General features: G+C 56.2%; 22 protein-coding genes and 1 other RNA gene. 16 read left to right on the forward strand and 7 right to left on the reverse strand.

Features of this window, described 5'->3' with window-relative positions:
• Nucleotides 1-45: 45 nt before the first annotated feature.
• From ABIE29_RS04580 to ABIE29_RS04620, 9 genes are all read left to right on the forward strand, one after another.
• The gene (locus tag ABIE29_RS04580) at nt 46-495 is read left to right on the forward strand and encodes a hypothetical protein (RefSeq protein WP_429617028.1); all 450 of its coding nucleotides are present in this window, start codon (nt 46-48) and stop codon (nt 493-495) included.
• A 207-nt stretch (nt 496-702) separates the two neighbouring features.
• The gene (locus ABIE29_RS04585; protein WP_429617029.1) at nt 703-1,377 is read left to right on the forward strand and encodes a DedA family protein; all 675 of its coding nucleotides are present in this window, start codon (nt 703-705) and stop codon (nt 1,375-1,377) included.
• Nucleotides 1,377-1,748, forward strand: a complete 372-nt coding sequence (mzrA, locus tag ABIE29_RS04590; protein ID WP_429617085.1) for an EnvZ/OmpR regulon moderator MzrA — start codon at nt 1,377-1,379, stop codon at nt 1,746-1,748. Before ABIE29_RS04585 ends, mzrA begins: the two co-directional genes overlap by 1 nt.
• A gap of 225 nt (nt 1,749-1,973) precedes the next feature.
• On the forward strand, nt 1,974-2,345 hold the full coding sequence (locus ABIE29_RS04595; protein ID WP_429617030.1) for a DUF1090 domain-containing protein: 372 nt from the start codon (nt 1,974-1,976) through the stop codon (nt 2,343-2,345).
• A gap of 163 nt (nt 2,346-2,508) precedes the next feature.
• Entirely contained in the window at nt 2,509-2,814 is a 306-nt protein-coding gene (locus ABIE29_RS04600) for a DUF883 family protein (RefSeq protein WP_429617031.1), read from the forward strand.
• 2 nt (nt 2,815-2,816) lie between these two features.
• Complete coding sequence (locus ABIE29_RS04605; protein WP_429617032.1) at nt 2,817-3,236, forward strand: phage holin family protein; 420 nt, start codon at nt 2,817-2,819, stop codon at nt 3,234-3,236.
• Complete coding sequence (locus ABIE29_RS04610) at nt 3,214-3,501, forward strand: YqjK-like family protein (RefSeq protein ID WP_429617033.1); 288 nt, start codon at nt 3,214-3,216, stop codon at nt 3,499-3,501. Before ABIE29_RS04605 ends, ABIE29_RS04610 begins: the two co-directional genes overlap by 23 nt.
• Before the next feature lie 279 nt (nt 3,502-3,780).
• A complete protein-coding gene (locus tag ABIE29_RS04615; protein WP_024528174.1) occupies nt 3,781-4,176 on the forward strand; it encodes a DoxX family protein in 396 nt (131 codons plus the stop codon).
• 76 nt (nt 4,177-4,252) lie between these two features.
• Nucleotides 4,253-5,239, forward strand: a complete 987-nt coding sequence (locus tag ABIE29_RS04620) for a glutathione S-transferase family protein (protein ID WP_429617034.1) — start codon at nt 4,253-4,255, stop codon at nt 5,237-5,239.
• A 239-nt stretch (nt 5,240-5,478) separates the two neighbouring features.
• Here the strand turns inward: ABIE29_RS04620 and ABIE29_RS04625 are convergent, their stop codons facing one another.
• A complete protein-coding gene (locus ABIE29_RS04625) occupies nt 5,479-6,384 on the reverse strand; it encodes a LysR family transcriptional regulator (protein ID WP_429617035.1) in 906 nt (301 codons plus the stop codon).
• A gap of 107 nt (nt 6,385-6,491) precedes the next feature.
• Between ABIE29_RS04625 and ABIE29_RS04630 the strand changes: the two genes are divergently transcribed.
• Nucleotides 6,492-7,193 (forward strand): pirin family protein, encoded by a 702-nt coding sequence (locus tag ABIE29_RS04630; protein ID WP_429617036.1) that lies wholly within the window; start codon nt 6,492-6,494, stop codon nt 7,191-7,193.
• A gap of 47 nt (nt 7,194-7,240) precedes the next feature.
• On the opposite strand, the gene rnpB is transcribed toward ABIE29_RS04630, so the two are convergent.
• Nucleotides 7,241-7,619: RNase P RNA component class A (rnpB, locus tag ABIE29_RS04635), an RNA gene on the reverse strand.
• Between the two features lie 41 nt (nt 7,620-7,660).
• Nucleotides 7,661-8,524, reverse strand: coding sequence for a 16S rRNA (cytidine(1402)-2'-O)-methyltransferase (gene rsmI / locus ABIE29_RS04640; protein ID WP_429617037.1), 864 nt, complete (start codon nt 8,522-8,524; stop codon nt 7,661-7,663).
• Between the two features lie 62 nt (nt 8,525-8,586).
• Here rsmI and ABIE29_RS04645 point away from each other — a divergent pair, with 62 nt between their 5' ends.
• The 4 genes from ABIE29_RS04645 to dolP are packed head-to-tail and all read left to right on the forward strand — an operon-like array spanning nt 8,587 to nt 12,176.
• A complete protein-coding gene (locus ABIE29_RS04645) occupies nt 8,587-10,599 on the forward strand; it encodes a penicillin-binding protein activator (protein WP_429617038.1) in 2,013 nt (670 codons plus the stop codon).
• Nucleotides 10,596-10,949 carry a YraN family protein gene (locus ABIE29_RS04650; protein WP_429617086.1) on the forward strand — a complete coding sequence of 118 codons (354 nt, stop codon included), beginning with the start codon at nt 10,596-10,598 and terminating at the stop codon, nt 10,947-10,949. The genes ABIE29_RS04645 and ABIE29_RS04650 overlap by 4 nt, the downstream gene beginning before the upstream one ends.
• 50 nt (nt 10,950-10,999) lie before the next feature.
• Nucleotides 11,000-11,590 (forward strand): DnaA initiator-associating protein DiaA, encoded by a 591-nt coding sequence (gene diaA / locus ABIE29_RS04655; RefSeq protein ID WP_021806942.1) that lies wholly within the window; start codon nt 11,000-11,002, stop codon nt 11,588-11,590.
• A 10-nt stretch (nt 11,591-11,600) separates the two neighbouring features.
• On the forward strand, nt 11,601-12,176 hold the full coding sequence (dolP, locus tag ABIE29_RS04660) for a division/outer membrane stress-associated lipid-binding lipoprotein (RefSeq protein ID WP_429617039.1): 576 nt from the start codon (nt 11,601-11,603) through the stop codon (nt 12,174-12,176).
• A gap of 376 nt (nt 12,177-12,552) precedes the next feature.
• Here the strand turns inward: dolP and mtgA are convergent, their stop codons facing one another.
• The 4 genes from mtgA to ABIE29_RS04680 form a co-directional block, all read right to left on the reverse strand.
• Complete coding sequence (gene mtgA / locus ABIE29_RS04665) at nt 12,553-13,284, reverse strand: monofunctional biosynthetic peptidoglycan transglycosylase (RefSeq protein ID WP_429617040.1); 732 nt, start codon at nt 13,282-13,284, stop codon at nt 12,553-12,555.
• A complete protein-coding gene (gene elbB / locus ABIE29_RS04670; RefSeq protein ID WP_429617041.1) occupies nt 13,281-13,934 on the reverse strand; it encodes an isoprenoid biosynthesis glyoxalase ElbB in 654 nt (217 codons plus the stop codon). The genes mtgA and elbB overlap by 4 nt, the downstream gene beginning before the upstream one ends.
• Nucleotides 13,935-14,171: 237 nt before the next feature.
• Nucleotides 14,172-16,511, reverse strand: a complete 2,340-nt coding sequence (gene arcB / locus ABIE29_RS04675; RefSeq protein ID WP_429617042.1) for an aerobic respiration two-component sensor histidine kinase ArcB — start codon at nt 16,509-16,511, stop codon at nt 14,172-14,174.
• Nucleotides 16,512-16,625: 114 nt separating this feature from the next.
• Complete coding sequence (locus ABIE29_RS04680; RefSeq protein WP_429617043.1) at nt 16,626-17,552, reverse strand: TIGR01212 family radical SAM protein; 927 nt, start codon at nt 17,550-17,552, stop codon at nt 16,626-16,628.
• 697 nt (nt 17,553-18,249) lie between these two features.
• On the opposite strand from ABIE29_RS04680, the gene gltB reads away from it, so the two are divergent.
• Entirely contained in the window at nt 18,250-22,710 is a 4,461-nt protein-coding gene (gene gltB / locus ABIE29_RS04685) for a glutamate synthase large subunit (RefSeq protein WP_429617044.1), read from the forward strand.
• 11 nt (nt 22,711-22,721) lie between these two features.
• On the forward strand, nt 22,722-24,140 hold the full coding sequence (locus ABIE29_RS04690) for a glutamate synthase small subunit (RefSeq protein WP_429617045.1): 1,419 nt from the start codon (nt 22,722-22,724) through the stop codon (nt 24,138-24,140).
• Nucleotides 24,141-24,223: the final 83 nt, after the last annotated feature.

The raw sequence follows: 24,223 nt of genomic DNA on the forward strand, positions 1-24,223 counted from the left end.
AGGCCACATTTTTATCGACTGGCTTTGGGGGCGGAACGCGAATACATGCGCTGGTTGTTTGCCATGCTTATTGCTCTTTCCTGCTGGACCGGTTCGGTCTCCGGCCCAAAGCTCTATGCAGCACAAACCGCAGCCTTAGCCTCCGCGTTAAGTGCTCAGGCATTATTTGATGAGCATGTGGTTTCCCCCTACGATCAGGATTACCGTCCGCACAGTGAACTCCGCCGCAAGCCCCTCAGCAAACTACTGCTGTCCTTGCCCCGGATGCATTCCTATCCCAGCTCGTTGCAGGCCCCGTCCCAGTTGGTTCCGGCCTATACTTTAGCAACGGATCTGGGCTACCGCCTGTGGCCTCAGCCGCAAGCAGATAACCCAGCCCCTAACCGGTTGCGGCAGGTCAATTGGACGCTGAACTTCCCGCAGCGGCAAAGCAGGCTCGGGGGTTGGAAAGAAAGCAACATACTTTACCGCGGTTCGCTAACGTATCACTCATGATCCGGTGTCGCCCCGTTATACCTATGGATTTCAAGTTGCAGCCAGGTGAGCAAGTGCAGATAACAACGCTGCAACTTGAAAGACGACGGGTATAGAACCAAAGAATAAAGCAACACCGATCATCATCTTCAGCAGCCAGGGCCTCCGCGAGCTTACCGCCCCCCAGCCGCTGAACGAAAATAACAATGACGTTTTTAGGAACACCAGATGGACATCATTAAGCAACTGTTGGATGCCTTATGGCAGCAAGACTTTGAAACGCTGGCCAACCCCTCGTTGGTCTGGACGCTGTACGTCTTGCTGTTTATGATTTTATTTCTGGAAAATGGCCTGCTGCCCGCCGCCTTCCTACCGGGCGATAGCCTGTTGATCCTGGTCGGCGTTCTGGTCGCCAAAGGCACCATGAATTTCCCGGTGACCATTCTTATCCTGACCACCGCAGCCAGCCTGGGGTGCTGGGTTAGCTACATACAAGGCCGATGGCTAGGCAATACGCCCACGGTACAGGGTTGGCTAGCTCATCTACCGGCCCATTATCATCAGCGTGCCCACCAGTTGTTCCATCGCCATGGCCTGTCGGCCCTGCTGGTTGGCCGTTTCCTGGCTTTCGTCCGTACGCTGTTGCCGACCATTGCCGGCCTGTCCGGTTTGAGCAACGCACGCTTCCAGTTCTTTAACTGGATGAGCGGTTTGCTGTGGGTACTGATCCTGGTTTCGGTCGGTTTTGCCCTCGGGAAAACCCCGATGTTCCGCAAGTATGAAGACCAGTTGATGTTCGGCCTGATGATGCTGCCACTGGTGCTACTGGTCGCCGGGCTGGTTGGTTCTCTGGTGGTACTGTGGCGCAAAAAGCGCGCCGACCGTGCAGGGAAGAACGCGTGATAGCCAAACGCCCACGCTGGCAATACGCGCTGGTGCTTTCATTGCTATTGCTGACATTGGCCGCCGTGCTGGTACCGTACATCGTGCGTACGGAAAACGAGCTGCGCATTCACGCGGTTCAGCAGGGCTTGACGTTGCCGGATGGTTTTTATGTCTATCAGCGTCTGGATGAACGCGGTATCCGTATCAAAAGCATTACGCCGGAGGGCGATGGCCTGGTGATCCGCCTGGATTCCCCTGAGCAGCAGCTGCTGGCCCGTGAAGCTCTGAAAAACATCTTGCCCCCAGGCTATGTCATTGCCCTGAATGATCCCTCTCTCACTGGCCACTGGGTGCGTAAATTTGCACGCACGCCACTTAATCTGGGATAATCCACACTCATTGCAGGGAATACCTTGGCGAGCGCAGCATGCAGCGCCCCTTTACATTGAGTCGATTGAGGAATGTCTGCAGTCCCAACTTTGGGGTTCTACGCAATTTGTGACTATGCTGATGCCAGCATAGTCAGCCGCGCAGGGCCCCCGTCGTACTGCCCTTTGGGCAGCAGGAAACCGGGAGCATCCTCGTTAGCTCCCAGCATTAAAGGAATTGAAATCATGAAATTACGCCATACTTTGTTACTGGCCATCCCCCTGTTCACTTTTTCTGCGCTTTCACAGGCAGCGGTCGAGACTTGTGCCAGCAAAGCCCAGGAGATCCAGACCCAGATCGACTACGCCACCAAGCATGACAACAGCTACCGCGTGGCAGGCCTGCAGAAAGCCCTGAGCGAAGTACAAAGCCACTGCACCGAGGCCGGTTTACAGGCCGATCGCGAGAAGAAGATCGCTGATAAGCAAGAGAAAGTTGCCGAGCGTGAACAGGAACTGAAAGAGGCTCAGGAAACCGGCAAGGCAGATAAAATCGCCAAGAAGCAGAAAAAGCTGGCAGAAGCCCAGGCTGAGCTGAAAGCCGCGCAGGCCAAATAATTTTTATATTAGCGGATTTATCGCTAAGAGGCCCATCTGGCGGGATTTTACCAGCCAATAATGACATTGGTTAGTGATATCCACCAGGGATAAGCCCTTTGCTTAAGTGAATAAATCCGCTATGTTAAAAGTCTGTCGAAGTTAATGTTAAGGAGTTATCGAAATGGCACATGATTCAAATGCAGAACACTTACGCGCTGAACTGAAGTCCCTGGCCGATACGCTGGAGGAAGTGCTGAACTCTTCCACCGATAAACCTAAAGCTGAACTGGACAAACTGCGCTCCAAAGCAGAAGGCGCACTGAAAGAAACCCGTGCCCGTCTGAGCGATGCCGGTGACAAACTGGCTCACCAAACCAAGCAGATGGCTGGCCAGGCCGATGATTACGTGCGCGAAAATCCGTGGACCGGTATCGGTATCGGCGCCGCAGTTGGCGTGGTGTTAGGCGTTCTGCTCGCGCGCCGCTGATTATGGCAGAGCAGCCGCAAACGCGCGCACAGGGCCCTGGTAAAGGGGTCCTGGATATCGCCCAACGGATTGTCACCATTATGGTCGGCATGGTGGAAACCCGGGTGCGTCTGGCCGTTATCGAGCTGGAAGAGGAGAAAGCCAACCTCATTCAGTTGCTGATGATGGCGGGGCTTACCCTGCTGTTTACCGCATTCGGCCTGATGAGCCTGTTAATCCTCATCTTCTGGGCCATCGACCCCGCTTATCGCCTGATGGCGTTGGGCACGACTACCGCCGTTCTGCTGTTCCTGGCCGTTGTGGGGATCGTCTGGACACTGTCCAAGGCTCGCCGTTCAACACTGTTAGGGGCAACACGTCAGCAATTGGCACTCGATCGTGCTGAACTGGAGGAGAAACATGAATCGCCGCCAGTACCGTGAACGCAGAAAAGAGCAACTCATCCGGCAGATCCAGCAACAACGCCTGGATCTGGCCGCCAACAAAAGCCAGTGGCTGCAAAAAACCGAATCCTTCGATCGCAGTTGGCAAACCTTGTATGGGCTGCGTAAATTTATGGCTATCGGTTCCAGCGTGATTGCGTTGTACGGTATACGCCATCCTGGCAAGTTGATCCGCTGGTCACGGCGGGCGCTCAGCGCCTGGGGTACCGTTCGTCTGATCCGTAACGCTCTTCCCAAAAAATAACCACGCTGCAACAAGTTCAATTATCCCGTTGGTAATCCCTTTTATTTGCGTGGCTTTTATCCAAGCACGTCTTATTAATCTCTAATTAAATGATTTATAACCACTTTAATCAAATTTTCAATATTCAGATTTTTTGAAAAATTACGACAGTTTTACTTGCTAACAACCCGCAGCATTCCCGTCTAACATTCACTCCATCAACCGGACATGGCGGCTACAGGCCCCCCTGGCGGTACCAATGCCAAGATTGGCAAGCAACAACACTTTTTGGAGTTAATGATGAAGAAATTAGAAGATGCAGGTTTGCTGGTTGCTCGTATTCTGATGCCAATCCTGTTTATCGTTGCAGGTTACGGCAAAATGGGTGATGCCTATGCTGGCACCCAACAATACATGCAGTCGATGGGCGTACCTGGCTTCTTGCTGCCACTGACCATCCTGCTGGAGTTCGGCGGTGGCCTGGCAATCCTGTTCGGCTTCCTGACCCGTACCGTAGCGCTGTTCACCGCCGGTTTCACCATCCTGACCGCGCTGCTGTTCCACACCAACTTTGCCGAAGGCGTGAACCAGCTGATGTTTATGAAAAACCTGACCATTGCCGGTGGCTTCATCGTGCTGGCGGTTGCAGGCCCTGGCGGCTTCAGCATTGACCGCATTTTGAACAAAAAGTGGTAAGCTTATAATATCGCCAACAGGCTCGGCTCTATGCCGGGCCTTTTGACTTTCTCTCTCAGACACATTGGAGGATCTCATGGGACAACTCGTTGATGGCGTTTGGCAAGACACCTGGTATGACACCAAATCCACCGGGGGCCGTTTCAAGCGTTCAACCTCTCAGTTTCGCAATTGGATCACCCCGGACGGCGCTGCGGGAGAACATGGCAAAGCGGGCTTTAAGGCCGAGCAAGATCGCTACCATCTGTATGTCTCCCTGGCTTGCCCTTGGGCACACCGTACCCTGCTGATGCGCAAGCTGAAGGGGTTGGAGCAAACTATCCCGGTTTCCGTGGTGCATCCGCTGATGTTGGAAAACGGCTGGACCTTCGGCCAGGATTTCCCGGCAGCAACCGGCGATGCTCTGTATCACTCCGATTTTCTTTACCAGCTCTATCTACGGGCCGATCCGCAGTACAGTGGCCGCGTTACCGTGCCAGTGCTGTGGGATAAACAGCAACAGACCATCGTCAGCAATGAGTCTGCCGATATCATTCGCATGTTCAACAGCGCTTTCGACGCCGTCGGCGCACGGGCTGGAGATTACTACCCGGCAGCACTGCGTGAGAAGATCGATTCGCTCAACGGCTGGATTTACGATTCGGTGAACAACGGGGTGTACAAGGCCGGTTTTGCTACCAGCCAGGAAGCCTATGACGAAGCAGTGAACGGCGTGTTTGCCTCATTGGAGCGGCTTGAGCAGATCCTCGCCCAGCACCGTTATCTGACAGGCGATCGGCTCACCGAGGCCGATCTACGCCTGTGGACCACGCTGATCCGTTTCGATCCAGTCTACGTTACGCATTTCAAATGCGACCAGCGCCGCATCAGCGACTATCTCAACCTGTACGGCTTCCTGCGTGATATCTACCAGATGCCGGGGATTGGCGAAACGGTCGATATGGCGCATATCCGCAACCACTATTATCGCAGCCATGCAACCATCAACCCGCACGGGATCATTTCGATCGGCCCCGCGCAGGATCTGGATGAACCCCACGGGCGCGATGTGCGTTTTGGTTGATAGGCTGGGCGAGAAAATAGTGTGTCCGTAGCCGCCATTTGCCCCTCACCCCAACCCTCTCCCACAGGGAGAGGGAGCTGCCCGGAGTGCGTAATTAGCCCGTACAACCCCGGGGATCGGGAGTAAAAACAAGCAAATAAAAGTATTACGCAGAGCAATTAACGAACTCGATCGGTCCCCTCTCCCTGTGGGAGAGGGTTAGGGTGAGGGGACTTACACAATGCGAAAATGCGAAGAAGTTACTGGTTCTCCTCGCGTGCAAACAGGCGCGGGATCTCACGCAGGAACCAGGATTTAGCCTCGCCCATGCTGTCGCGCCGCCAGGCCATGATGATATCCGCCTCACGGCTGTATTCCGGCCCCACTACGCGTAAACGCCCTTGCTCGATATCTTTCTCCACCATCGGATAAGGCATGGTGGCAACCCCCAGCCCGGCCAGCAAAGCACGGCGCTTATCTTCGATGGTGCTTACCGTCAGGCGCTGCTGTTTATCCAGCAATTGCACCGTCAAGACTGGCCGCTCGCGCGCGGTATCCGCCACCGCAATACCACGGTATTTTACCCGAGTCAGCTCCGACAGCGGCTCCGGCTCCAGATGGATCGGATGTTCCGGTGCGGCAACGTACACGCTCATCACCTTATACAGCTTGCGGGTGTTGATTTCAGAAGAGGCGCGAAAGTGCATATCCGGCGCAATAACGATATCGGCCCGCCCTTGCTCCAGCCGTTCCCACGCCCCGGCCAACACTTCGGTAAAGATCGAAACCTGAGTATTGGCCTTCAACGCCAGCTTATCGACCAAAGGGAACAGCTTGTAGGCAGGGGATAGCGCTTCGCTGACGATGGTGAGATGGGTTTCCCACCCCCGCGCCAATGCCTCTGCATCGGTCGTCAGCTTGTCTGCCGCCTCGAGCAGTACACGGCCACGCTCAAGCAGCATGCGCCCAACGTTGGTAAATTTGGTACGATGCCCGGAGCGGTCAAACAGCACTACATCCAGTTCTTCTTCCAATTTTTGCATGGTGTAGCTGAGTGCCGAAGGTACTCGCCCCAACTCATCGGCGGCGGCGGCAAAGCTGCCACGGCGATCGATCGCATCCATTACCCTAAGCGCTTCAAGCGTTAACGCCCGATCTCTGGCCATCGAAACTCTCTTTCAGGAAATTTGAATATACCGACCAGATTAACTGGCTAACAATCCGCCGTCCAGATGCTTACCATCAAGAGAATGAATTTAGAGAGCCGATTGCCATGATCACATGCAGAACAGCACAACAATGCGGGCAAGCTGACTTTGGTTGGCTACAGGCTCGTTATACCTTTTCCTTTGGCCACTACTTCGATCCCAAACTGATGGGCTATGCCTCGCTGCGGGTATTGAACCAAGAGGTGTTGGCACCAGGTGCCGCCTTCCAACCGCGCACCTATCCCAACGTAGATATCCTGAATCTGATCCTGCAGGGTGAAGCCGAATATCGAGACAGCGATGGCAATACCGTTCGCGCGGCGGCAGGAGAGGCGCTATTGCTGGCTACGCACACGGGGCTTAGCTACAGCGAACAGAACGTCAGCAGCAGTACGCCACTGACCCGGATGCAGCTGTGGCTGGATGCCTGCCCGGAGCGTAGCAATGAGCGTGTGCAGCGTTTGAGCCTGGCAGATCAGCCCTATACGCTGCTAGCCTCACCGGATGGGGCCCAAGGCAGCCTGCAACTGCGCCAACAGGTCTGGATACATCATTTGAACTTACCGGCGGGAGCGCAGCAGACGCTTACCCTGCATGGGCCACGCGCCTACCTGCAATCGATCCACGGCACCGTTGAGGTCAATGGCGACCATCACCAGAGCCAGCGCCTGACCTGTGGAGACGGTGCGTTTATCCGCGAGGAAAACCGCCTCACCATCCAGGCCGAAGCGCCGCTACGTGCGCTGCTGATTGATTTGCCGGTATAGGAAAAGAAAAACCCCGCGCGACTCTCGTCACGCGGGGTTATCTGTATAGAGGGAGCTGACCGGTAAGCCGGGTTCTGTCGTGGACAGTCATTCCTCTAGGCCAGCAATCGCTCACTGGCTCAAGCAGCCTACCCGGGTTCAGTACGGGCCGTACCATGTGAACCCCTATTTGGCCTTGCTCCGGGTGGAGTTTACCGTGCCACGGACTGTTGCCAGCCGCGCGGTGCGCTCTTACCGCACCCTTTCACCCTTACCTGATCCCGCTTGCGCGGGCCATCGGCGGTTTGCTCTCTGTTGCACTAGTCGTAGGCTTGCGCCTCCCAGGCGTTACCTGGCACCCTGCCCTATGGAGCCCGGACTTTCCTCCCCTCCATCTGTCTCCCCCGAAGAGGACGGCAATGAAGCGGCGACTGTCTGGTCAACTCCGGCGCGGATAGTAGCGTTGCTGCGCCAGCAGGTCAACCGCTTTACTCTTCCTGCTGCTCCAGCGCATGTTTATACAGCGCATTTTTCTTCACGCCATGGATCTCTGCGGTTAACGCCGCTGCCTTTTTCAGCGGCAGCTCTTTTTGCAGCAGAGCCAGGGTACGCAGTGCCTCAAGCGGCAAATCGTCTTCCTGCGCCTTGTGACCTTCCACAATCAGCACCATCTCCCCCCGGCGGCGCATCTCATCTTCCAGCACCCAGGCGAGCAGTTCCCCCACCGGGGCACCGTGGATAGATTCCCAGGTTTTGGTCAGTTCACGCGCCAGCACCACATAGCGCTGTGGCCCCCACACGGTGACCATGTCCTGCAAACTTTCCAACAAACGATGGGTAGATTCGTAGAAAATCAGCGTTCGCGGTTCCTCTGCCAGCGCCAGCAGGGTATCCTTACGGCCTTTGGTTTTGGCTGGCAGGAAGCCTTCGTAGCAGAAACGATCGGAAGCCACACCGGCGGCACACAGTGCGGTGGTGGCAGCACAGGCGCCCGGCAGCGGCACGACGCGGATCCCCGCTTCACGGCAACGGCGTACCAGGTGATAACCCGGATCGTTAATCAGTGGCGTGCCTGCGTCACTCACCAGTGCTATGCTTTGGCCTTCCTGCAGTTTTGCCAGCAGTTGGTCCGCCTTCTGCTGTTCGTTATGGTCGTGCAGCGCAAACAACCGCGCGCTAATAGCAAAGTGTTGCAGCAGCAACCCGGTATGGCGCGTATCTTCCGCCGCAATCAGATCGACGCTTTTCAGTACCTCTACTGCCCGATGAGTCATATCCCCCAGGTTGCCGATGGGGGTGGGCACCACGTACAGTGTCGATGCAGAAATGGCTGATTGTTGGTGTTGATTCATTGTTTCATCCGGATTGCCGATTTAATATTGAGCATCTTGAAAAAAACATCACTGGATACAGTATGCTTTCCTCAACATTCCTTCGTACCAAAGCAGGGCGATTAGTGCCTGTTGTACTGGCAGCCCTGCTGTTAGCTGGTTGTCCAAGTCAGGTTCCACAGACTCCGCCCTCAAATATCCAGGACGAAGCCCGTGCCAACTCTGATTACTATCTACAGCAGTTGCAGCAAAGCAGCGATGATAACAAGGCTGACTGGCAATTACTTGCGATTCGCGCATTAACTCGTGAAGGCAAGCTGCCACAGGCCACCGAGCAACTGAGCACCTTGCCGCAAAACCTGACGGCTACCCAACAGCTTGAGCGCCAGCTATTGAGCGCAGAACTGCAGGTGGCCAACAAGAATTCAGGCGCAGCCCGCGATGCGCTGAACAATATCGACAGCAGCGCGCTGTCACCGAATCAACTGGTTCGCCTGTATCAGGCGCAAATCGCGGCGAACCAGGGCCAAGCCTCACTGCCGCTGATCCGCGCCTATATCGCCCAGGAGCCGTTACTTAGCGGCCAGGCTCATCAGGATAATCTGGACAAAACCTGGCAAACGCTGCTTGGCCTGAAACCCGCCGACATGAACAGCCTGGTCATCAACGCCAACGAAAACGTGTTGCAGGGCTGGCTGGATCTGTTACGTGTCTATCAGGACAACCGTCAGGATCCCGATCTGCTGAAGGCAGGTATCAAAGACTGGCAGAACCGCTACCCGCAGAATCCGGCGGCGAAAAACTTGCCAACCCAGTTGAATCAGGTGCTGAATTTCACTCAGGCTTCGACTTCGCATATCGCCCTGCTGCTGCCGCTGAACGGCCAGGCCAAGGTGTTTGCCGATGCGATCCAGCAGGGCTTTAACGCAGCACAAAGTGGCATCGCACTCGCCGCGCCTGTTCAAGCAATACAACCGACCAATAATCCCGACCAGACCGTGGCGGTGACGCCAGACAATGCCAATGGTGCCGTAAGTACTTCAGCCCCTGCTGCGGATGAAACTCAGGTAGCCGCAGTACCACCCGCTACCCCAGCTCCAGTCCCCGTCACTCCAGCCCCGGCAACCGGCGGGCAGGTGAAAGTTTACGATACCTCCAGCCAGCCTCTGCCAGCGTTATTGGCTCAAGCCCAGCAGGATGGCGCAACCCTGATCGTGGGCCCGTTATTGAAGACCGACGTCGATCAGCTCGCCACCACCTCGACGACGCTGAACGTGCTGGCACTCAACCAGCCTGAGCAACCGAAGGACATTCCGAACATCTGTTACTTCGCCCTGTCGCCGGAAGATGAAGCCCGCGACGCCGCCCGCCATATCTGGGAACAGCAAAAGCGCCAGCCGTTACTGCTGCTGCCACGCGGCGCATTTGGCGATCGCATTGCCAAAGCCTTCACCGAAGAGTGGCAGAAACTCGGTGGCCAGACCGTGTTGCAACAAGGGATTGGCTCTGCCGGTGAGTTACGCCAGATGGTCAACAGCGGCGGGATCCGCATGAACGGCATCCCGGTGGCCTCGCAGGCTCCAGCGCCACAGTCGGTGACTATCGCTGGTCTGACGATTCCAGCACCACCAAGCGATATTCCGGCTTCTACCACCGGCAACGTGGACTCGGTGTATATCGTCGCCACGCAGAGCCAGCTGACGCTGATCAAACCGATGATCGACATGACCACCAGCTCACGTAGCAAACCCGCCATGTTTGCCAGCTCACGCAGCTATCAGGCCGGTGCTGGCCCGGACTTCCGTCTGGAAATGGAAGGTCTGCAATTCAGTGATATTCCTCTGCTGGCAGGGGCCAATCCACAGTTGCAGCAGCAAGCCAGCGCCAAATTCCGTAACGACTATTCCCTGGTGCGCCTCTACGCCATGGGGATGGATGCCTGGACATTGGCCAACCACTTTGCTCAAATGCGCCAGTTGCCAGGATTCCAGATTTCAGGAACCACCGGTGTACTGACCTCTTCACCTAACTGTGTGATCACCAGGAAACTGACTTGGCTGCAATACCGCCAGGGCTCGGTCGTTCCGGTCTCCTGAACCAACGCGCCAAGGGAGCGGGCTATGAGAACCAGGCCCGCCAATACCTGGAGCGCGCCGGGCTTACCTTCACCGCCGCCAACGTGGCGGTACGTGGAGGTGAGCTCGATCTCATCATGCGTGATGGTCAAACCTGGGTGTTCGTCGAAGTCCGCTACCGGCGCAGCGCCGCCTTTGGTGACGCAGCGGCCAGCGTGACTTACCGTAAGCAACGGCGATTGCTGCATGCCGCCAGCGTTTGGCTGGCGGGGCGAGGCGCCAGTTTTGACACATCATCTTGCCGTTTTGATGTTTTAGCCATTACCGGTAGCCAGTTAGAATGGATACCCAATGCCTTCAATGCGGATTAAACCCTGTTGACCGGTGTATGCCGGCCCTTGACCTAGTGGATTAAAACAACGTGCTGGATAGAATCAAAGTCTGTTTTACCGAGAGTATCCAAACCCAGATTGCGGCGGCGGAAGCCTTACCTGACGCGATATCCCGTGCCGCGATGACCCTGGTTCAATCGTTATTGAACGGCAACAAGATCCTGTGCTGTGGCAACGGCACCTCGGCGGCCAACGCTCAGCATTTTGCCGCCTGCATGATCAACCGCTTTGAAACCGAGCGCCCGAGCCTGCCCGCAATCGCGCTAAACGCCGATAACGTGGTGCTGACCGCCATCGGCAACGATCGTCTGCATGATGAAATGTATGCCAAACAGGTGCGGGCACTCGGCCACACCGGTGACGTGCTGCTGGCGATTTCCACCCGCGGCAATAGCCGTGATATTGTAAAAGCGGTCGAAGCTGCGGTAACGCGTGATATGACCATTGTTGCGCTTACCGGCTACGATGGCGGAGAGCTGGCGGGGTTACTCGGCCAGCAGGATGTGGAGATACGCATCCCCTCTCACCGCAGTGCACGCATTCAGGAAATGCATATGCTTACCGTCAATTGCCTATGCGACCTGATTGATAACACATTGTTCCCCCACCAGGACGATTAGAGGAACCGAGATGAAGCTAAGAGCCACATTTGCAGTGCTATGCAGCACCCTGCTGTTACAAGGCTGTATCGCAGGCGTTGTCGTTGGCAGCGCAGCGGTTGCCACCAAGACGGCCACCGATCCACGCACGGTAGGAACGCAGGTCGATGACGGCACGTTGGAAGCCCGGGTCGAAAATGCCATCGGCAAAGATCAGCAACTGAAGAAAGAAGCCCGTGTCGTGGCAACGGCCTATCAGGGCAAAGTGCTACTGACCGGCCAGGCACCTAGCACCGAACTCGCCAGCCGGGCGAAACAGATCGCACTTGGCGTCGACGGTGCCGCCGAAGTGTATAACGAGATCCGCCAGGGCACGCCAATCAGCCTGGGCACCGCCTCTTCCGATACCTGGATCACCACCAAGGTACGTTCGCAGATCCTGACCAGCGATACCGTCAAATCTTCAAACGTGAAGGTGACTACCGAAAATGGCGAAGTGTTCTTGTTAGGTTTGGTAACACAGCAGGAAGGCCAGTCTGCGGCACAGATCGCCAGCCAGGTTAGCGGCGTGAAGCATGTGACGACGGCGTTTACCTACGTTAAATGATCTCGTGAGTCGGGGTGAGATCGGCGTTGTCTGCTGCCCTCACCCTAACCCTCTCCCACAGGGAGAGGGAACCGATCGAGTAGGCTGTAAGTAGGGTGATTCATCATGAGCACCGACTGACTCATCTTGGTTGGAGCAGCGATCAAGGCTACTGAGATTACCCCATTCTCCCCACAGAGCAGAGGCTAACAGCTCCCTCTCCCACAGGGAGGGGACCGATCGAGTTAGGCTGAAAGTAGGGTGATTCATCATGAGCACCGACTGACTCATCTTGGTTGGAGCAGCGATCGAGGCTCCTGAGATTACCCCATTCTCCCCACAGAGCAGAGGCTAACAGCTCCCTCTCCCTGTGGGAGAGGGTTGGGGTGAGGGGCCATCACTTCAGATCGTTCGCCTTAAGAAACCCTTCCCCACCTAACTGGCGCATCTGGCGCATAATCCACTGTTGGCGTTGGAGCACATATCCCGAAGGAGCTCCGGCCTTAAAACGATGTGGATTAGGCAGCACCGCCGCCAGCAGGGCCGCTTCAGATGCCGTCAAGCGGCTTGCCGGCTTGTGGAAAAAATGCTGAGCCGCCGCTTCCACACCGAAGATGCCGTCACCAAACTCGACGATATTCAGGTACACCGTCAAAATACGCCGTTTGGTCCAAACCAGCTCAATGCCCGCCGTTAGCCCAGCCTCCAACCCTTTGCGCACCCAGCTGCGTCCATCCCACAAAAACAGGTTCTTTGCCGTTTGCTGAGAAAGGGTCGAAGCACCACGGATGCGCGTTGGCCGCTTTTTATTGTGGCTGAGCGCTTTTTCAATGGCCGCAACGTCGAACCCCCAGTGGTCGGAGAATTTCTGATCTTCTGCCGCCATCACCGCCAGTGCCATTGAGGGGGCAATATCATCCATCGCTACCCAGTCAGAATGCGCCACATAGCCGAAATCACCGCTCAACCAGGCACCGAGTTGCCGCTCCACCATCACCGCAGAAAACGGCACCGGCAGAAAAGCGAACACAATGATCCCCACCAGCCACAGGCCAATAATCGCAACAACGCCACGTTTAAACCAAAACCACAGGCGAACAATCCACGATTTACGAGAAAACCTTATCATTCCACCAGATCCAGCACCCGTAACACCAGCTTATCAATTCCCTGCGCCGCCTCGCCGATCGACTGGGCCAACATGTAGGCCGGGGTCGTGACGACCTTGTTTTCAACATCAACCACGATGTCATCAACCGGGCAGATCACCGGCTCACCGCCCATGGCATCAATCACTTCCCCCAGATCGGGATCGTTACCAATGGTCAATCGCAACGGTTGATCGAAAACTTTCGGCAGCAGCGTTGGTGCAATACACATAAAACCCATTGGTTTGTTTCTCTTATGCATCTCTCGAATAAGCTTAGACAAATCGGGATTTACTGAACATTCCGCCCCTTGCATGGCAAAGCTGCTCAAATTCTTTGCGGCACCAAATCCACCAGGCACAATCAGGGCATCCAACTGCTCGGCATCGGCCTGCGAAAGCGCCTGAATTTTACCACGAGCGATGCGTGCCGACTCCAGCAAAACGTTGCGGCTCTCCGGCATTTCTTCGCCGGATAAATGATTAATAACATGCAGTTGTGCCTTATCCGGTGCAAAGCAGACCGCTTGCGCACCGGCACGATCCAAAGCCAGCAAGGTGAGCACCGCCTCATGGATTTCTGCCCCGTCATAAACACCACAACCACTCAGCACTACAGCGACCTGTTTCATCGACATTCTCCTAGCCAGGACCGCCAGCAAAGGCAGGCCCAGAGGCGACAAATACTAACTACATCACATATTTTAATGATTCTTCTAACAAGAGCGCTTACATTTGGTATGTTGTTCGCTGTATGATGTACATGAATTCCGAAACACCTGCTCTACCAGAACGCTAAAAACCAATACGCAGGTTAATGATTTCCCTGGTGTTGGCGCAATATTCGCGCACCCCGGCCTCGGCTGGGGTCATTTTTTTTCAGCGTTCTCTACCCAAGCTCGCAGCACCGCCACATCATTGCGCCATTCCTGCTTCAGCTCATCGACCCACTCTTGCACGTTGTCTTGCCAGGCCGGTAACGTTGGCGTCTGGATCTGCTGAGCCAGCTGTTGCAGATGTTTTAACCCGACGGAGCCAGCGGCCCCCTTGATTTTGTGCCCTTCTTCGGTGATCCCTTTCTCGTCCTTCGCGGTCATGTTGGAATCCAGCACCGCCAGATACCCCGGCATCACCTGTTCAAACATCGCCAGGCTCTGATGGATCAACTGCGGCCCCACCAGATCCATGTACTGCTCCAGCATCGCGGTATCCAATAACGATTCATTAATCTGCATCGACTTTTGCTCCGTTTTCTTTGTGGTATGTTGGGGTTGATGATCCCAGTAATGCTTGATCATCTTGGTCAAGGCCGGTACCGACAACGGCTTGCTCAGCACATCGTCCATGCCCGCTTCAAGATACTCTTTCTTGTCTTTCAGCACATTAGCTGTCAACGCAATCAACGGCGGCAGTGAACGGCCCGCATAACGCTCACGCAGCTCACGGGCGATATCCAGCCCGCTCATATCCGGCAGTTGGATGTCCAACAGCGCCAGATCGAACTCATCCGGGTCGAACATGGCTAAGGCATCGCGGCCGTTCATCGCCACTGCGACGCTGTTGCCCAGCTTCTCCAACACCGAACGGGCCACGATCACGTTCAGTTCAATATCTTCCACCAGCAGGATATGCAACGCCGGCAGCGGCATTTCTTCCACCGCCTGGACCTCATTGAGCACTTCCTCCACCGCTGGTGCCTTGATGGCCAAGGTGAAGCAAGAACCGTGCCCTTGCGCGCTGTTTACCGTGATATCCCCACCCATACTCTGCGCCAGCCGTTTGGAGACCGCCAGACCGATCCCGGTGCCGGTCGCCGGACGGCCGCCGTTCTGGTCTTTGACCTGATAATACATGGCGAAAATCTTGTCTTGCTCATCCTGTGGGATCCCCATGCCTGAGTCTTCAACCTCAAACACGATCTGTTCCTGCTCTTCGCGCCTGACGCGCACCACGATCTGGCCTTGCTGGGTGAATTTCACCGCGTTGCCGATCAGGTTCCACAGGATCTGCCGCAGGCGCGTGCCGTCCGTAATGATTTTCTGCGGCAGCGGTAGCTCGGGTTCCATCACGAACTGCAGCCCTTTCGGCTGCACCAGCAGGCCGGAGAGGTTCTCCAGATCCGCCAGGAAGCCGGTAAAGTCGACCGGCTGATTGTCCAACTGGACCTTGCGCCGCTCGAGTTTATCCATCTCGATGATGTCGTTGAAAATATTACCCAGGGTGATGGCGCTGACGTGGATGGTTTTCAAATACTTCAGTTGCTCATCGTTCAGTTCGGTATCGAGCAGAATACGGCTCAGGCCGACGATGCCATTAAGCGGCGTACGAAGCTCGTGGCTGATCGTTGAGATAAAGGTGGTCTTGTCCCTGCTGGCATTCTCCAGCGCGTCCTGGTAGCGCTTACGCTCGGTTATATCACGGCCAAAGCCCATCAGCCCGTGACGTTTGCCCACGCGGTCGTAAAACGGCACCTTGCGCAGTTCAAAACAAGCCTTGCGACCGTCCGGATACTCCAACCATTGTTCATAGGTCAGGGAGACGTTGTGGCGGAATACTTTCTCATCGGTTTCGATGACTTTTTCGGCGATCTCTTTGCTGTAGACATCAAAGGGGGTCAGGCCGATCAGCTGTTTTTCACTCTTGCCGGTCAGCAGCTCCATCGCCCGGTTGCAGCCGGAAAACTCTTTTTCTTCGTTGCGGTAGTAAACCAGATCGGGGGAGGCATCGAGGAAGGAGCGTAGCAATGCCGATTGTTGGCCCAACTCCACCTGTGCCTGTTCACGCTGCTCCATCTCTTCGGTCAGCTTGTCCATCACCTGTTGGCGATCTTGCTCCGCCTTGATGCGGTCGGCAATTTCCTGATTGAGCTGGCTGATGTTCTCCCGCATCTGCTGGTTCAGCGCGAGATCGCGATTGCGCATCTCCTCAAGCTTATCCACCAGCCGAGCCAGGCGCTGACGCGACTCTTCCAGTTGCTCCACCACCACCGAAAGGAAATAAACCGCCCAAGGCGTGATCAGCAGGCCGAAGAAGATAGAGCGCACCACGTCGATGCTTTCCACTTCACCACGCAGCAGCATGGTGACCGCCATCTGCACCACCATCGCCAGTATCACCAGCGCTGAAGCCAGCAACAGTGAAAAGCGCATCAGCCCCAGTTTCACCATCAAATCAACGTAGTACTGGGCTAACACCCGGATTTGCTTCATGAGCCATTCCCAACAGACATAATCTCTCAAATCATACCGTAAAATGCGGTTAAGATAAGAAACCTTACTGTGAACTGTGGGAATGGTTGCAATTCGCCACCTGAGGGCGGGGTTTTAAGGCAGGTATTGCTGGTCTGCGGCCAAAGCCGAACCCTGGCCACCATGCCGCTGAAGATAGCCACCGACGGCCTGCATGCCGTTCCAACGGTTTTCGCACCATAATGGTGCCAACAGGGTGGGACGACGGGCGCTGGCCGAGATGCGGTGGTAGATAATCTCCTTCGGCGTATGGCGGATCATTTCCCCGGCGCTGAATGCGTAATCCTCCAGCGACAGTTCAGGCAAACGCCCCGCCTGCCAGGCTCGCGCCATAGTGCTACCGGTGACGATATGCAGCGGGTGCAGCTTGATGCCATCCACCCCACACTCAGCCACCGCTTGCAACGTAGCCAGATGCTGTTGATAAGTCTCACCGGGCAGGCCAACGATCAGGTGGCTGCATACCTTCAGGCCGCGTTCCCGCGCCAGGCGGCTGGTCTGCTGATAACAGGAGAAATTGTGGCCACGATTGATGCGCTTTAGCGTTTTATCGTGCGCCGTTTGCAGCCCCAGTTCCAGCCACACCTCGAAGCCCTGTTCACGGTAGCCAGCCAGCAGATCGAGCGCCGCTTCCGGCACGCAGTCTGGCCGGGTGCCGACACAGATACCCACCATCTCGGCCTGCGTCAGCGCCTGCCGGTACATGTTGGCCAACAGTTCGACTTCAGCATAGGTGCTGGTATAAGCCTGGAAATAGGCCAGATAGCGCTTGGCCCGGTTAACCTTCTGCGCCTGAATGGCTAGTTGTTCCGCAATGCTTTGCTGCTGCATCTGTTCATCGGCAAAAGAGGCCACATTGCAGAAAGTGCAGCCGCCGCGCCCCAGCGTGCCGTCGCGGTTTGGGCAGCTAAACCCACCGTGCAGCGTGAGTTTGTGGATCTTCTCCCCATAACGGCGCTGAAGATCGCTACCAAACATATTGACTAATTGCGGCAACTGCATAATCTTGGTGTCTCTCTGTGTTTGAAGGCCGTTATGCTAATAAGAAACGGCTTTTCCCGCGATGACAGGGATCAACGCTTTTCCCCAAAGGCCGCCTTAGGCATAACTATTCATTATTAGTGCAAATAAAATCATTTTTATCTCAATGAAAGTTTCTAATCCTCAGCACGCGCTTAACAGCTTTATGACAAAGCGATGAAAAATAGTTATAAACAACAATAAATATAAATTTACCAGAATAAAACTCTGACATTGCCGTCAGCACTAGCATGGTGCAGAGATTCAGGCGTTGCACTATAGTGAGACAGCTCACATTTTCGCGGCACTTCCCTTGCCTTTCCATTGCGCCAAAAATGTCTTAAAAAACTTATTTTTCATCATCATAAACCTCAAGCAAGCCATCGAAATCCCTGTGAAGCCCATATTTGACCTGCGTATTCTTTCTCGCTAAGTTGGAGGTCCGCTGGAAGCTTTCTGGACGGGCAAACGTCTCGTCATAATTATGCAGTAATTTAAGACTCCCTCTTAAAACAAGTCATTTACCACTTGTGAGAACCGTCACGAGAGGCCATTGATGGAGGGCGGAAAAGCAGATTGGCGATATTTAAACCTTGCTGATTGGACTTCTGCCTGAAATTGAGCAGGCCCTTCGCAGTGGGTTGTAAGAGTCACACAGAGCCTGGGGAGGTTCACTGATATGCTGTACGATAAATCCCATGAGAGGGACAACTGTGGTTTCGGCCTGATCGCCCACATAGAAGGCGAACCTAGCCACAAAGTGGTGAGGACCGCTATTCACGCACTGGCCCGTATGCAACACCGTGGTGCAATTCTTGCTGACGGCAAGACTGGCGACGGTTGCGGCCTGTTATTGCAAAAGCCCGATCGCTTTTTCCGCATGGTGGCACAAGAGCGCGGCTGGCGTTTAGCCAAGAACTACGCCGTTGGCATGATGTTCCTCAGCCAGAACGAAGAGGAAGCCCGTGCCAGCCGCCGCATTGTTGAAGAAGAGCTGCAGAACGAAACGCTGTCGATCGTCGGCTGGCGCGAAGTTCCTACCAACCCGGACGTGCTGGGTGAAATCGCCCTCTCTTCCCTGCCGCGTATTGAACAGATTTTCGTGAACGCCCCTGCGGGCTGGCGTCCACGCGATATGGAACGCCGCCTGTTTGTGGCCCGTCGCCGTATCGAGAAGCGCGTCCAGGACGACAGCTTCTATGTGTGCAGTTTCTCCAACCTGGTGACGATCTACAAAGGTCTGTGCATGCCAGCCGACCTGCCACGCTTCTATCTGGATCTGGCCGATCTGCGGTTGGAATCGGCCATCTGCCTGTTCCACCAACGCTTCTCAACCAATACCGTGCCGCGCTGGCCTTTGGCACAGCCGTTCCGCTATCTGGCACACAACGGTGAAATCAACACCATCACCGGCAACCGCCAGTGGGCACGAGCGCGTACCTACAAGTTCCAGACCCCGCTGATCCCGGATTTGCAAGCCGCCGCACCTTTCGTTAACGAAACCGGCTCCGACTCCAGTTCGCTGGATAACATGCTGGAGCTGTTGCTGGCAGGCGGTATGGATCTGATCCGTGCCATGCGTTTGCTAGTGCCACCGGCCTGGCAGAACAACCCGGATATGGACACCGATCTGCGCGCCTTCTTTGACTTCAACTCGATGCACATGGAGCCGTGGGACGGCCCGGCAGGCATCGTGATGTCAGATGGCCGCTACGCCGCCTGTAACCTGGACCGTAACGGTCTGCGTCCTGCGCGCTACGTCATCACAAAAGATAAGCTGATCACCTGTGCCTCGGAAGTTGGCATCTGGGATTACCAGCCGGATGAGGTCATTGAAAAAGGCCGCGTCGGGCCAGGCGAGCTGATGGTGATCGACACCCGCAGCGGCAAGATCCTGCACTCCGCCGAAACCGACAACGATCTGAAAAGCCGCCACCCGTATAAAGAGTGGATGGAGAAGAACGTCAAACGTCTGGTGCCGTTCGAAGACCTGCCGGAAGATCAGGTGGGCAGCCGCGAGCTGGATGACGCCACGCTGGAAACCTACCAGAAGCAGTTCGGCTACAGCAGCGAAGAGCTGGACCAGGTGATCCGCGTATTGGGCGAGATCGGCCAGGAAGCCACCGGCTCAATGGGTGATGACACCCCGTTCGCCGTGCTTTCCAGCCGCCCGCGCATCATTTATGACTATTTCCGCCAGCAGTTCGCTCAGGTCACCAACCCGCCGATCGATCCGCTGCGTGAAGCCCACGTGATGTCTCTGGCTACCAGCATCGGCCGCGAGATGAACGTATTCTGCGAAGCCGAAGGCCAGGCCCACCGCCTGAGCTTCAAATCGCCAATCCTGCTGTATTCGGATTTCAAACAGCTCACCACGCTGGAAGGCGAATATTATCGTGCCGACACCCTCGATCTGACCTTCGATCCGGCTGAGCAGGATCTGGAACAGACCATCCATGCCCTGTGCGACGAAGCGGAACGTAAAGTCCGTGACGGCGCAGTGTTGCTGGTGCTGTCCGACCGTGCCATCAGCAACCAGCGTCTGCCGGTACCGGCGCCAATGGCGGTAGGGGCGATCCAGACCCGCCTGGTGGACAAGAACCTGCGCTGCGACGCCAATATCATCGTTGAAACCGCCAGCGCCCGCGATCCGCACCACTTCGCCGTGCTGCTGGGCTTTGGCGCTACCGCCATCTACCCGTATCTGGCCTATGAGACACTGGCCAAGCTGGTCGACAGCCAGGCGATCGACAAGAAATACCGCGACGTGATGCTGAACTACCGCAACGGCATCAATAAAGGGCTGTACAAGATCATGTCCAAAATGGGCATCTCGACTATCGCCTCTTACCGCTGTTCCAAACTGTTTGAAGCCGTCGGCCTGCACCGTGACCTGTCCGATCTCTGCTTCCAGGGCGTGGTCAGCCGCATCGGCGGTGCCAGCTTCAGCGATTTCCAGCAGGATCTGCAAAACCTGTCCAAACGCGCCTGGCTGAAACGCAAGCCGCTGGATCAAGGTGGCCTGCTGAAATTCGTCCACAACGGCGAGTACCATGCGTATAACCCAGACGTGGTGAACTCGCTGCAAAAAGCGGTGCACAGCGGTGAATACAGCGATTACCAGACTTATGCCAAGCTGGTGAACGAGCGCCCGATTGCCACACTGCGCGATCTGCTGGCGATCACCCCGAAAGGCGCGCCGATCCCGGTCGATCAGGTTGAACCGGCCGAATCGCTGTTCAAACGCTTCGATACCGCCGCCATGTCCATTGGGGCACTCAGCCCGGAAGCCCATGAGTCGCTGGCGATTGCCATGAACAGCCTGGGCGGTTTCTCCAACTCCGGTGAAGGCGGTGAAGATCCGGCGCGCTACGGCACCAACAAGGTTTCCCGTATCAAGCAGGTGGCCTCTGGCCGCTTCGGTGTGACCCCAGCCTATCTGGTGAACGCCGACGTGATCCAGATAAAGGTCGCCCAAGGTGCCAAGCCGGGTGAAGGCGGTCAGTTGCCTGGTGATAAGGTCACACCGTATATCGCCAAACTGCGTTATTCGGTGCCGGGCGTTACCCTGATCTCGCCTCCGCCGCATCACGACATCTATTCGATAGAAGATTTGGCGCAGCTGATTTTCGATCTGAAACAGGTGAACCCGAAGGCGATGATTTCGGTGAAGCTGGTTTCCGAGCCGGGCGTGGGCACCATTGCCACCGGCGTAGCGAAAGCCTATGCCGATCTGATCACCATTGCCGGTTACGATGGCGGCACCGGTGCAAGCCCGCTGTCATCGGTCAAGTACGCTGGTTGCCCGTGGGAACTTGGTCTGGTGGAAACCCAGCAAGCCCTGGTCGCCAACGGCCTGCGCCACAAGATCCGCCTACAGGTGGATGGTGGCCTGAAAACCGGCGTCGATATTGTCAAGGCAGCCATTCTGGGTGCAGAGAGCTTCGGCTTCGGCACTGGCCCGATGGTAGCGCTGGGTTGTAAATACCTGCGTATCTGCCACCTGAACAACTGCGCGACCGGCGTGGCAACTCAAGATGAAAAACTGCGCCGCGATCACTATCACGGCCTGCCAGAACGCGTGACCAACTACTTCCAGTTCATCGCTCGGGAAACTCGCGAGATCATGGCCTCGCTGGGCGTCAGCCAACTGGTCGATCTGATTGGCCGCACCGAGTTCCTGACCGAACTCGACGGGATCTCCGCCAAGCAGAACAAGCTGGATCTGTCACCGTTGCTGAAAACCGCCACGCCACACGCGGGCAAAGCCCTACACTGCACCGAAAGCAGCAACCCGCCGTTCGATCAGGGCGTGCTGAACAAGGAGCTGATGGCACAGGCACAGCCGCATATTGAGGCCAAGCACAGCAAGACCTTCTATTTCGATATCCGTAACACCGATCGTTCCGTCGGCGCGACCTTGTCAGGGGCTATTGCCACACTGCATGGCGATCAAGGGATGGCAGCCGATCCGATCAAGGCGCATTTCTCCGGTACCGCAGGCCAGAGCTTCGGCGTGTGGAATGCCGGTGGCGTTGAGCTGACCCTGACCGGCGATGCCAACGACTACGTCGGTAAAGGGATGGCCGGTGGCCGTATCGCCGTGCGTCCTCCGGTGGGCTCGGCCTTCCGCAGCCACGAGGCCAGCATCATCGGCAACACCTGCCTGTACGGCGCAACCGGTGGCAAGCTGTTCGCCGCAGGCCGTGCCGGGGAGCGTTTCGCCGTGCGTAACTCCGGGGCAATTACCGTGGTTGAAGGCATTGGCGATAATGGCTGTGAATACATGACCGGCGGTATCGTGTGTGTATTGGGCAAGACCGGCATCAACTTTGGTGCAGGTATGACCGGCGGCTTCGCCTATGTACTGGACGAAGACGGCGAGTTCCGCAAACGCGTCAACCCGGAACTGGTGGAAGTGCTGGACGTCGATCAACTGGCGATCCATGAAGAGCACCTGCGCGGTTTGATCACCGAACACGTGCAGTTGACCGGTTCATCGCGGGCAGAAGAGATCTTGGCTAACTGGCCGGTATGGGCGCCGAAGTTTGCGCTGGTCAAGCCGAAGTCCAGTGATGTCAAAGCATTGTTGGGTCACCGTAGTCGTTCCGCAGCCGAGCTGCGGGTTCAGGCGCAGTAAGGGGTCATTGAATGAGTCAGAACGTTTATCAATTTATCGACCTGCAGCGCGTTGATCCGCCAAAGAAACCGCTGAAGATCCGCAAAATTGAGTTTGTAGAGATCTATGAACCCTTTTCGGCAACCCAGGCGAAATCGCAGGCCGACCGTTGCCTGTCCTGCGGCAACCCCTATTGCGAATGGAAATGCCCGGTTCACAACTATATTCCCAACTGGCTGAAGCTGGCGAATGAAGGCCGCATCATGGAGGCGGCGGATCTGGCACACCAGACCAACAGCCTGCCGGAAGTGTGTGGCCGCGTTTGCCCACAAGATCGCCTGTGCGAAGGTTCCTGTACCCTGAACGACGAGTTTGGCGCGGTGACCATCGGCAATATCGAGCGTTACATCAGCGATAAAGCCATCGAGATGGGCTGGAAGCCGGATATGTCCCACGTGCACCCAACCGGCAAGCGGGTGGCCGTTATTGGCGCTGGCCCGGCGGGCCTGGCCTGTGCCGACGTGTTGACCCGTAACGGCGTCAAAGCGGTGGTTTACGATCGTCATCCAGAGATCGGCGGCCTGCTGACCTTCGGCATTCCGGCCTTTAAGCTGGAAAAAGAGGTGATGGTAAAACGCCGCGGCATCTTCAGCGAGATGGGTATCGAGTTCCAGCTCAATACCGAAGTCGGTAAAGATATCACCATGGATGCGCTGCTGAGCGAATACGATGCGGTGTTCCTCGGCGTAGGTACCTACCAATCGATGCGTGGTGGATTGGAAAACGAAGAGGCACCGGGCGTGTACGATGCGCTGCCGTTCCTGATCGCCAACACCAAGCAACTGATGGGCTACCAACCAGAACAGCACGAGCCGTATGTCAGCATGGAAGGCAAGCGTGTGGTGGTTCTGGGTGGCGGTGACACCGCCATGGACTGCGTACGCACCTCTATTCGTCAGGGCGCGACTCAGGTCATCTGTGCCTATCGCCGGGATGAAGCGAACATGCCGGGTTCCAAACGCGAAGTAAAGAATGCGCGCGAGGAAGGGGTCGAGTTCCAGTTCAACCTGCAGCCGTTGAGCATTGAGCTTAACAGCGCGGGGCGCGTCGCTGGCGTCAAGATGGTGCGTACTCAGTTGGGTGCCCCGGATGCCAATGGCCGCCAGATTGCCGAACAGGTGCCAGGCTCTGAGCACGTGATCGACGCCGATGCGGTGGTGATGGCCTTTGGCTTCCGCCCGCACCAGATGGACTGGTTGGCTGCGCACGACGTGCAGTTGGACAAGCAGGGCCGCATCGTGGCACCGGAATCGGTCGATAACGCCTTCCAGACCAGCAACCCGAAAATCTTCGCCGGTGGCGATGCGGTTCGCGGTTCCGATCTGGTGGTTACCGCGATTGCCGAAGGGCGCAAGGCTGCCGAAGGCATCATGTGTTATCTGGAAGTGTGATTTATATCGGTTGAGGGCAAGAGGTGGCGTCATGCTCAGGTGATGCCCCTCACCCTAACCCTCTCCCACAGGGAGAGGGAACC

Origin of the sequence: Serratia sp. 2723 (assembly GCF_050434425.1) — a bacterium.
Classification (GTDB): Bacteria; Pseudomonadota; Gammaproteobacteria; order Enterobacterales; family Enterobacteriaceae; genus Chania.

Excerpts from the sequence above, each read along its gene's own strand:
- ABIE29_RS04580 (WP_429617028.1), top strand. The coding sequence starts at position 46 with ATGCGCTGGTTGTTTGCCATGCTTATTGCTCTTTCCTGCTGGACCGGT.
- ABIE29_RS04585 (WP_429617029.1), top strand. The coding sequence starts at position 703 with ATGGACATCATTAAGCAACTGTTGGATGCCTTATGGCAGCAAGACTTT.
- ABIE29_RS04595 (WP_429617030.1), top strand. The coding sequence starts at position 1,974 with ATGAAATTACGCCATACTTTGTTACTGGCCATCCCCCTGTTCACTTTT.
- ABIE29_RS04600 (WP_429617031.1), top strand. The coding sequence starts at position 2,509 with ATGGCACATGATTCAAATGCAGAACACTTACGCGCTGAACTGAAGTCC.
- ABIE29_RS04605 (WP_429617032.1), top strand. The coding sequence starts at position 2,817 with ATGGCAGAGCAGCCGCAAACGCGCGCACAGGGCCCTGGTAAAGGGGTC.
- ABIE29_RS04610 (WP_429617033.1), top strand. The coding sequence starts at position 3,214 with ATGAATCGCCGCCAGTACCGTGAACGCAGAAAAGAGCAACTCATCCGG.
- ABIE29_RS04615 (WP_024528174.1), top strand. The coding sequence starts at position 3,781 with ATGAAGAAATTAGAAGATGCAGGTTTGCTGGTTGCTCGTATTCTGATG.
- ABIE29_RS04620 (WP_429617034.1), top strand. The coding sequence starts at position 4,253 with ATGGGACAACTCGTTGATGGCGTTTGGCAAGACACCTGGTATGACACC.
- ABIE29_RS04625 (WP_429617035.1), bottom strand. The coding sequence starts at position 6,384 with ATGGCCAGAGATCGGGCGTTAACGCTTGAAGCGCTTAGGGTAATGGAT.
- ABIE29_RS04630 (WP_429617036.1), top strand. The coding sequence starts at position 6,492 with ATGATCACATGCAGAACAGCACAACAATGCGGGCAAGCTGACTTTGGT.
- rsmI (WP_429617037.1), bottom strand. The coding sequence starts at position 8,524 with ATGAATCAACACCAACAATCAGCCATTTCTGCATCGACACTGTACGTG.
- ABIE29_RS04645 (WP_429617038.1), top strand. The coding sequence starts at position 8,587 with ATGCTTTCCTCAACATTCCTTCGTACCAAAGCAGGGCGATTAGTGCCT.
- dolP (WP_429617039.1), top strand. The coding sequence starts at position 11,601 with ATGAAGCTAAGAGCCACATTTGCAGTGCTATGCAGCACCCTGCTGTTA.
- mtgA (WP_429617040.1), bottom strand. The coding sequence starts at position 13,284 with ATGATAAGGTTTTCTCGTAAATCGTGGATTGTTCGCCTGTGGTTTTGG.
- elbB (WP_429617041.1), bottom strand. The coding sequence starts at position 13,934 with ATGAAACAGGTCGCTGTAGTGCTGAGTGGTTGTGGTGTTTATGACGGG.
- arcB (WP_429617042.1), bottom strand. The coding sequence starts at position 16,511 with ATGAAGCAAATCCGGGTGTTAGCCCAGTACTACGTTGATTTGATGGTG.
- ABIE29_RS04680 (WP_429617043.1), bottom strand. The coding sequence starts at position 17,552 with ATGCAGTTGCCGCAATTAGTCAATATGTTTGGTAGCGATCTTCAGCGC.
- gltB (WP_429617044.1), top strand. The coding sequence starts at position 18,250 with ATGCTGTACGATAAATCCCATGAGAGGGACAACTGTGGTTTCGGCCTG.
- ABIE29_RS04690 (WP_429617045.1), top strand. The coding sequence starts at position 22,722 with ATGAGTCAGAACGTTTATCAATTTATCGACCTGCAGCGCGTTGATCCG.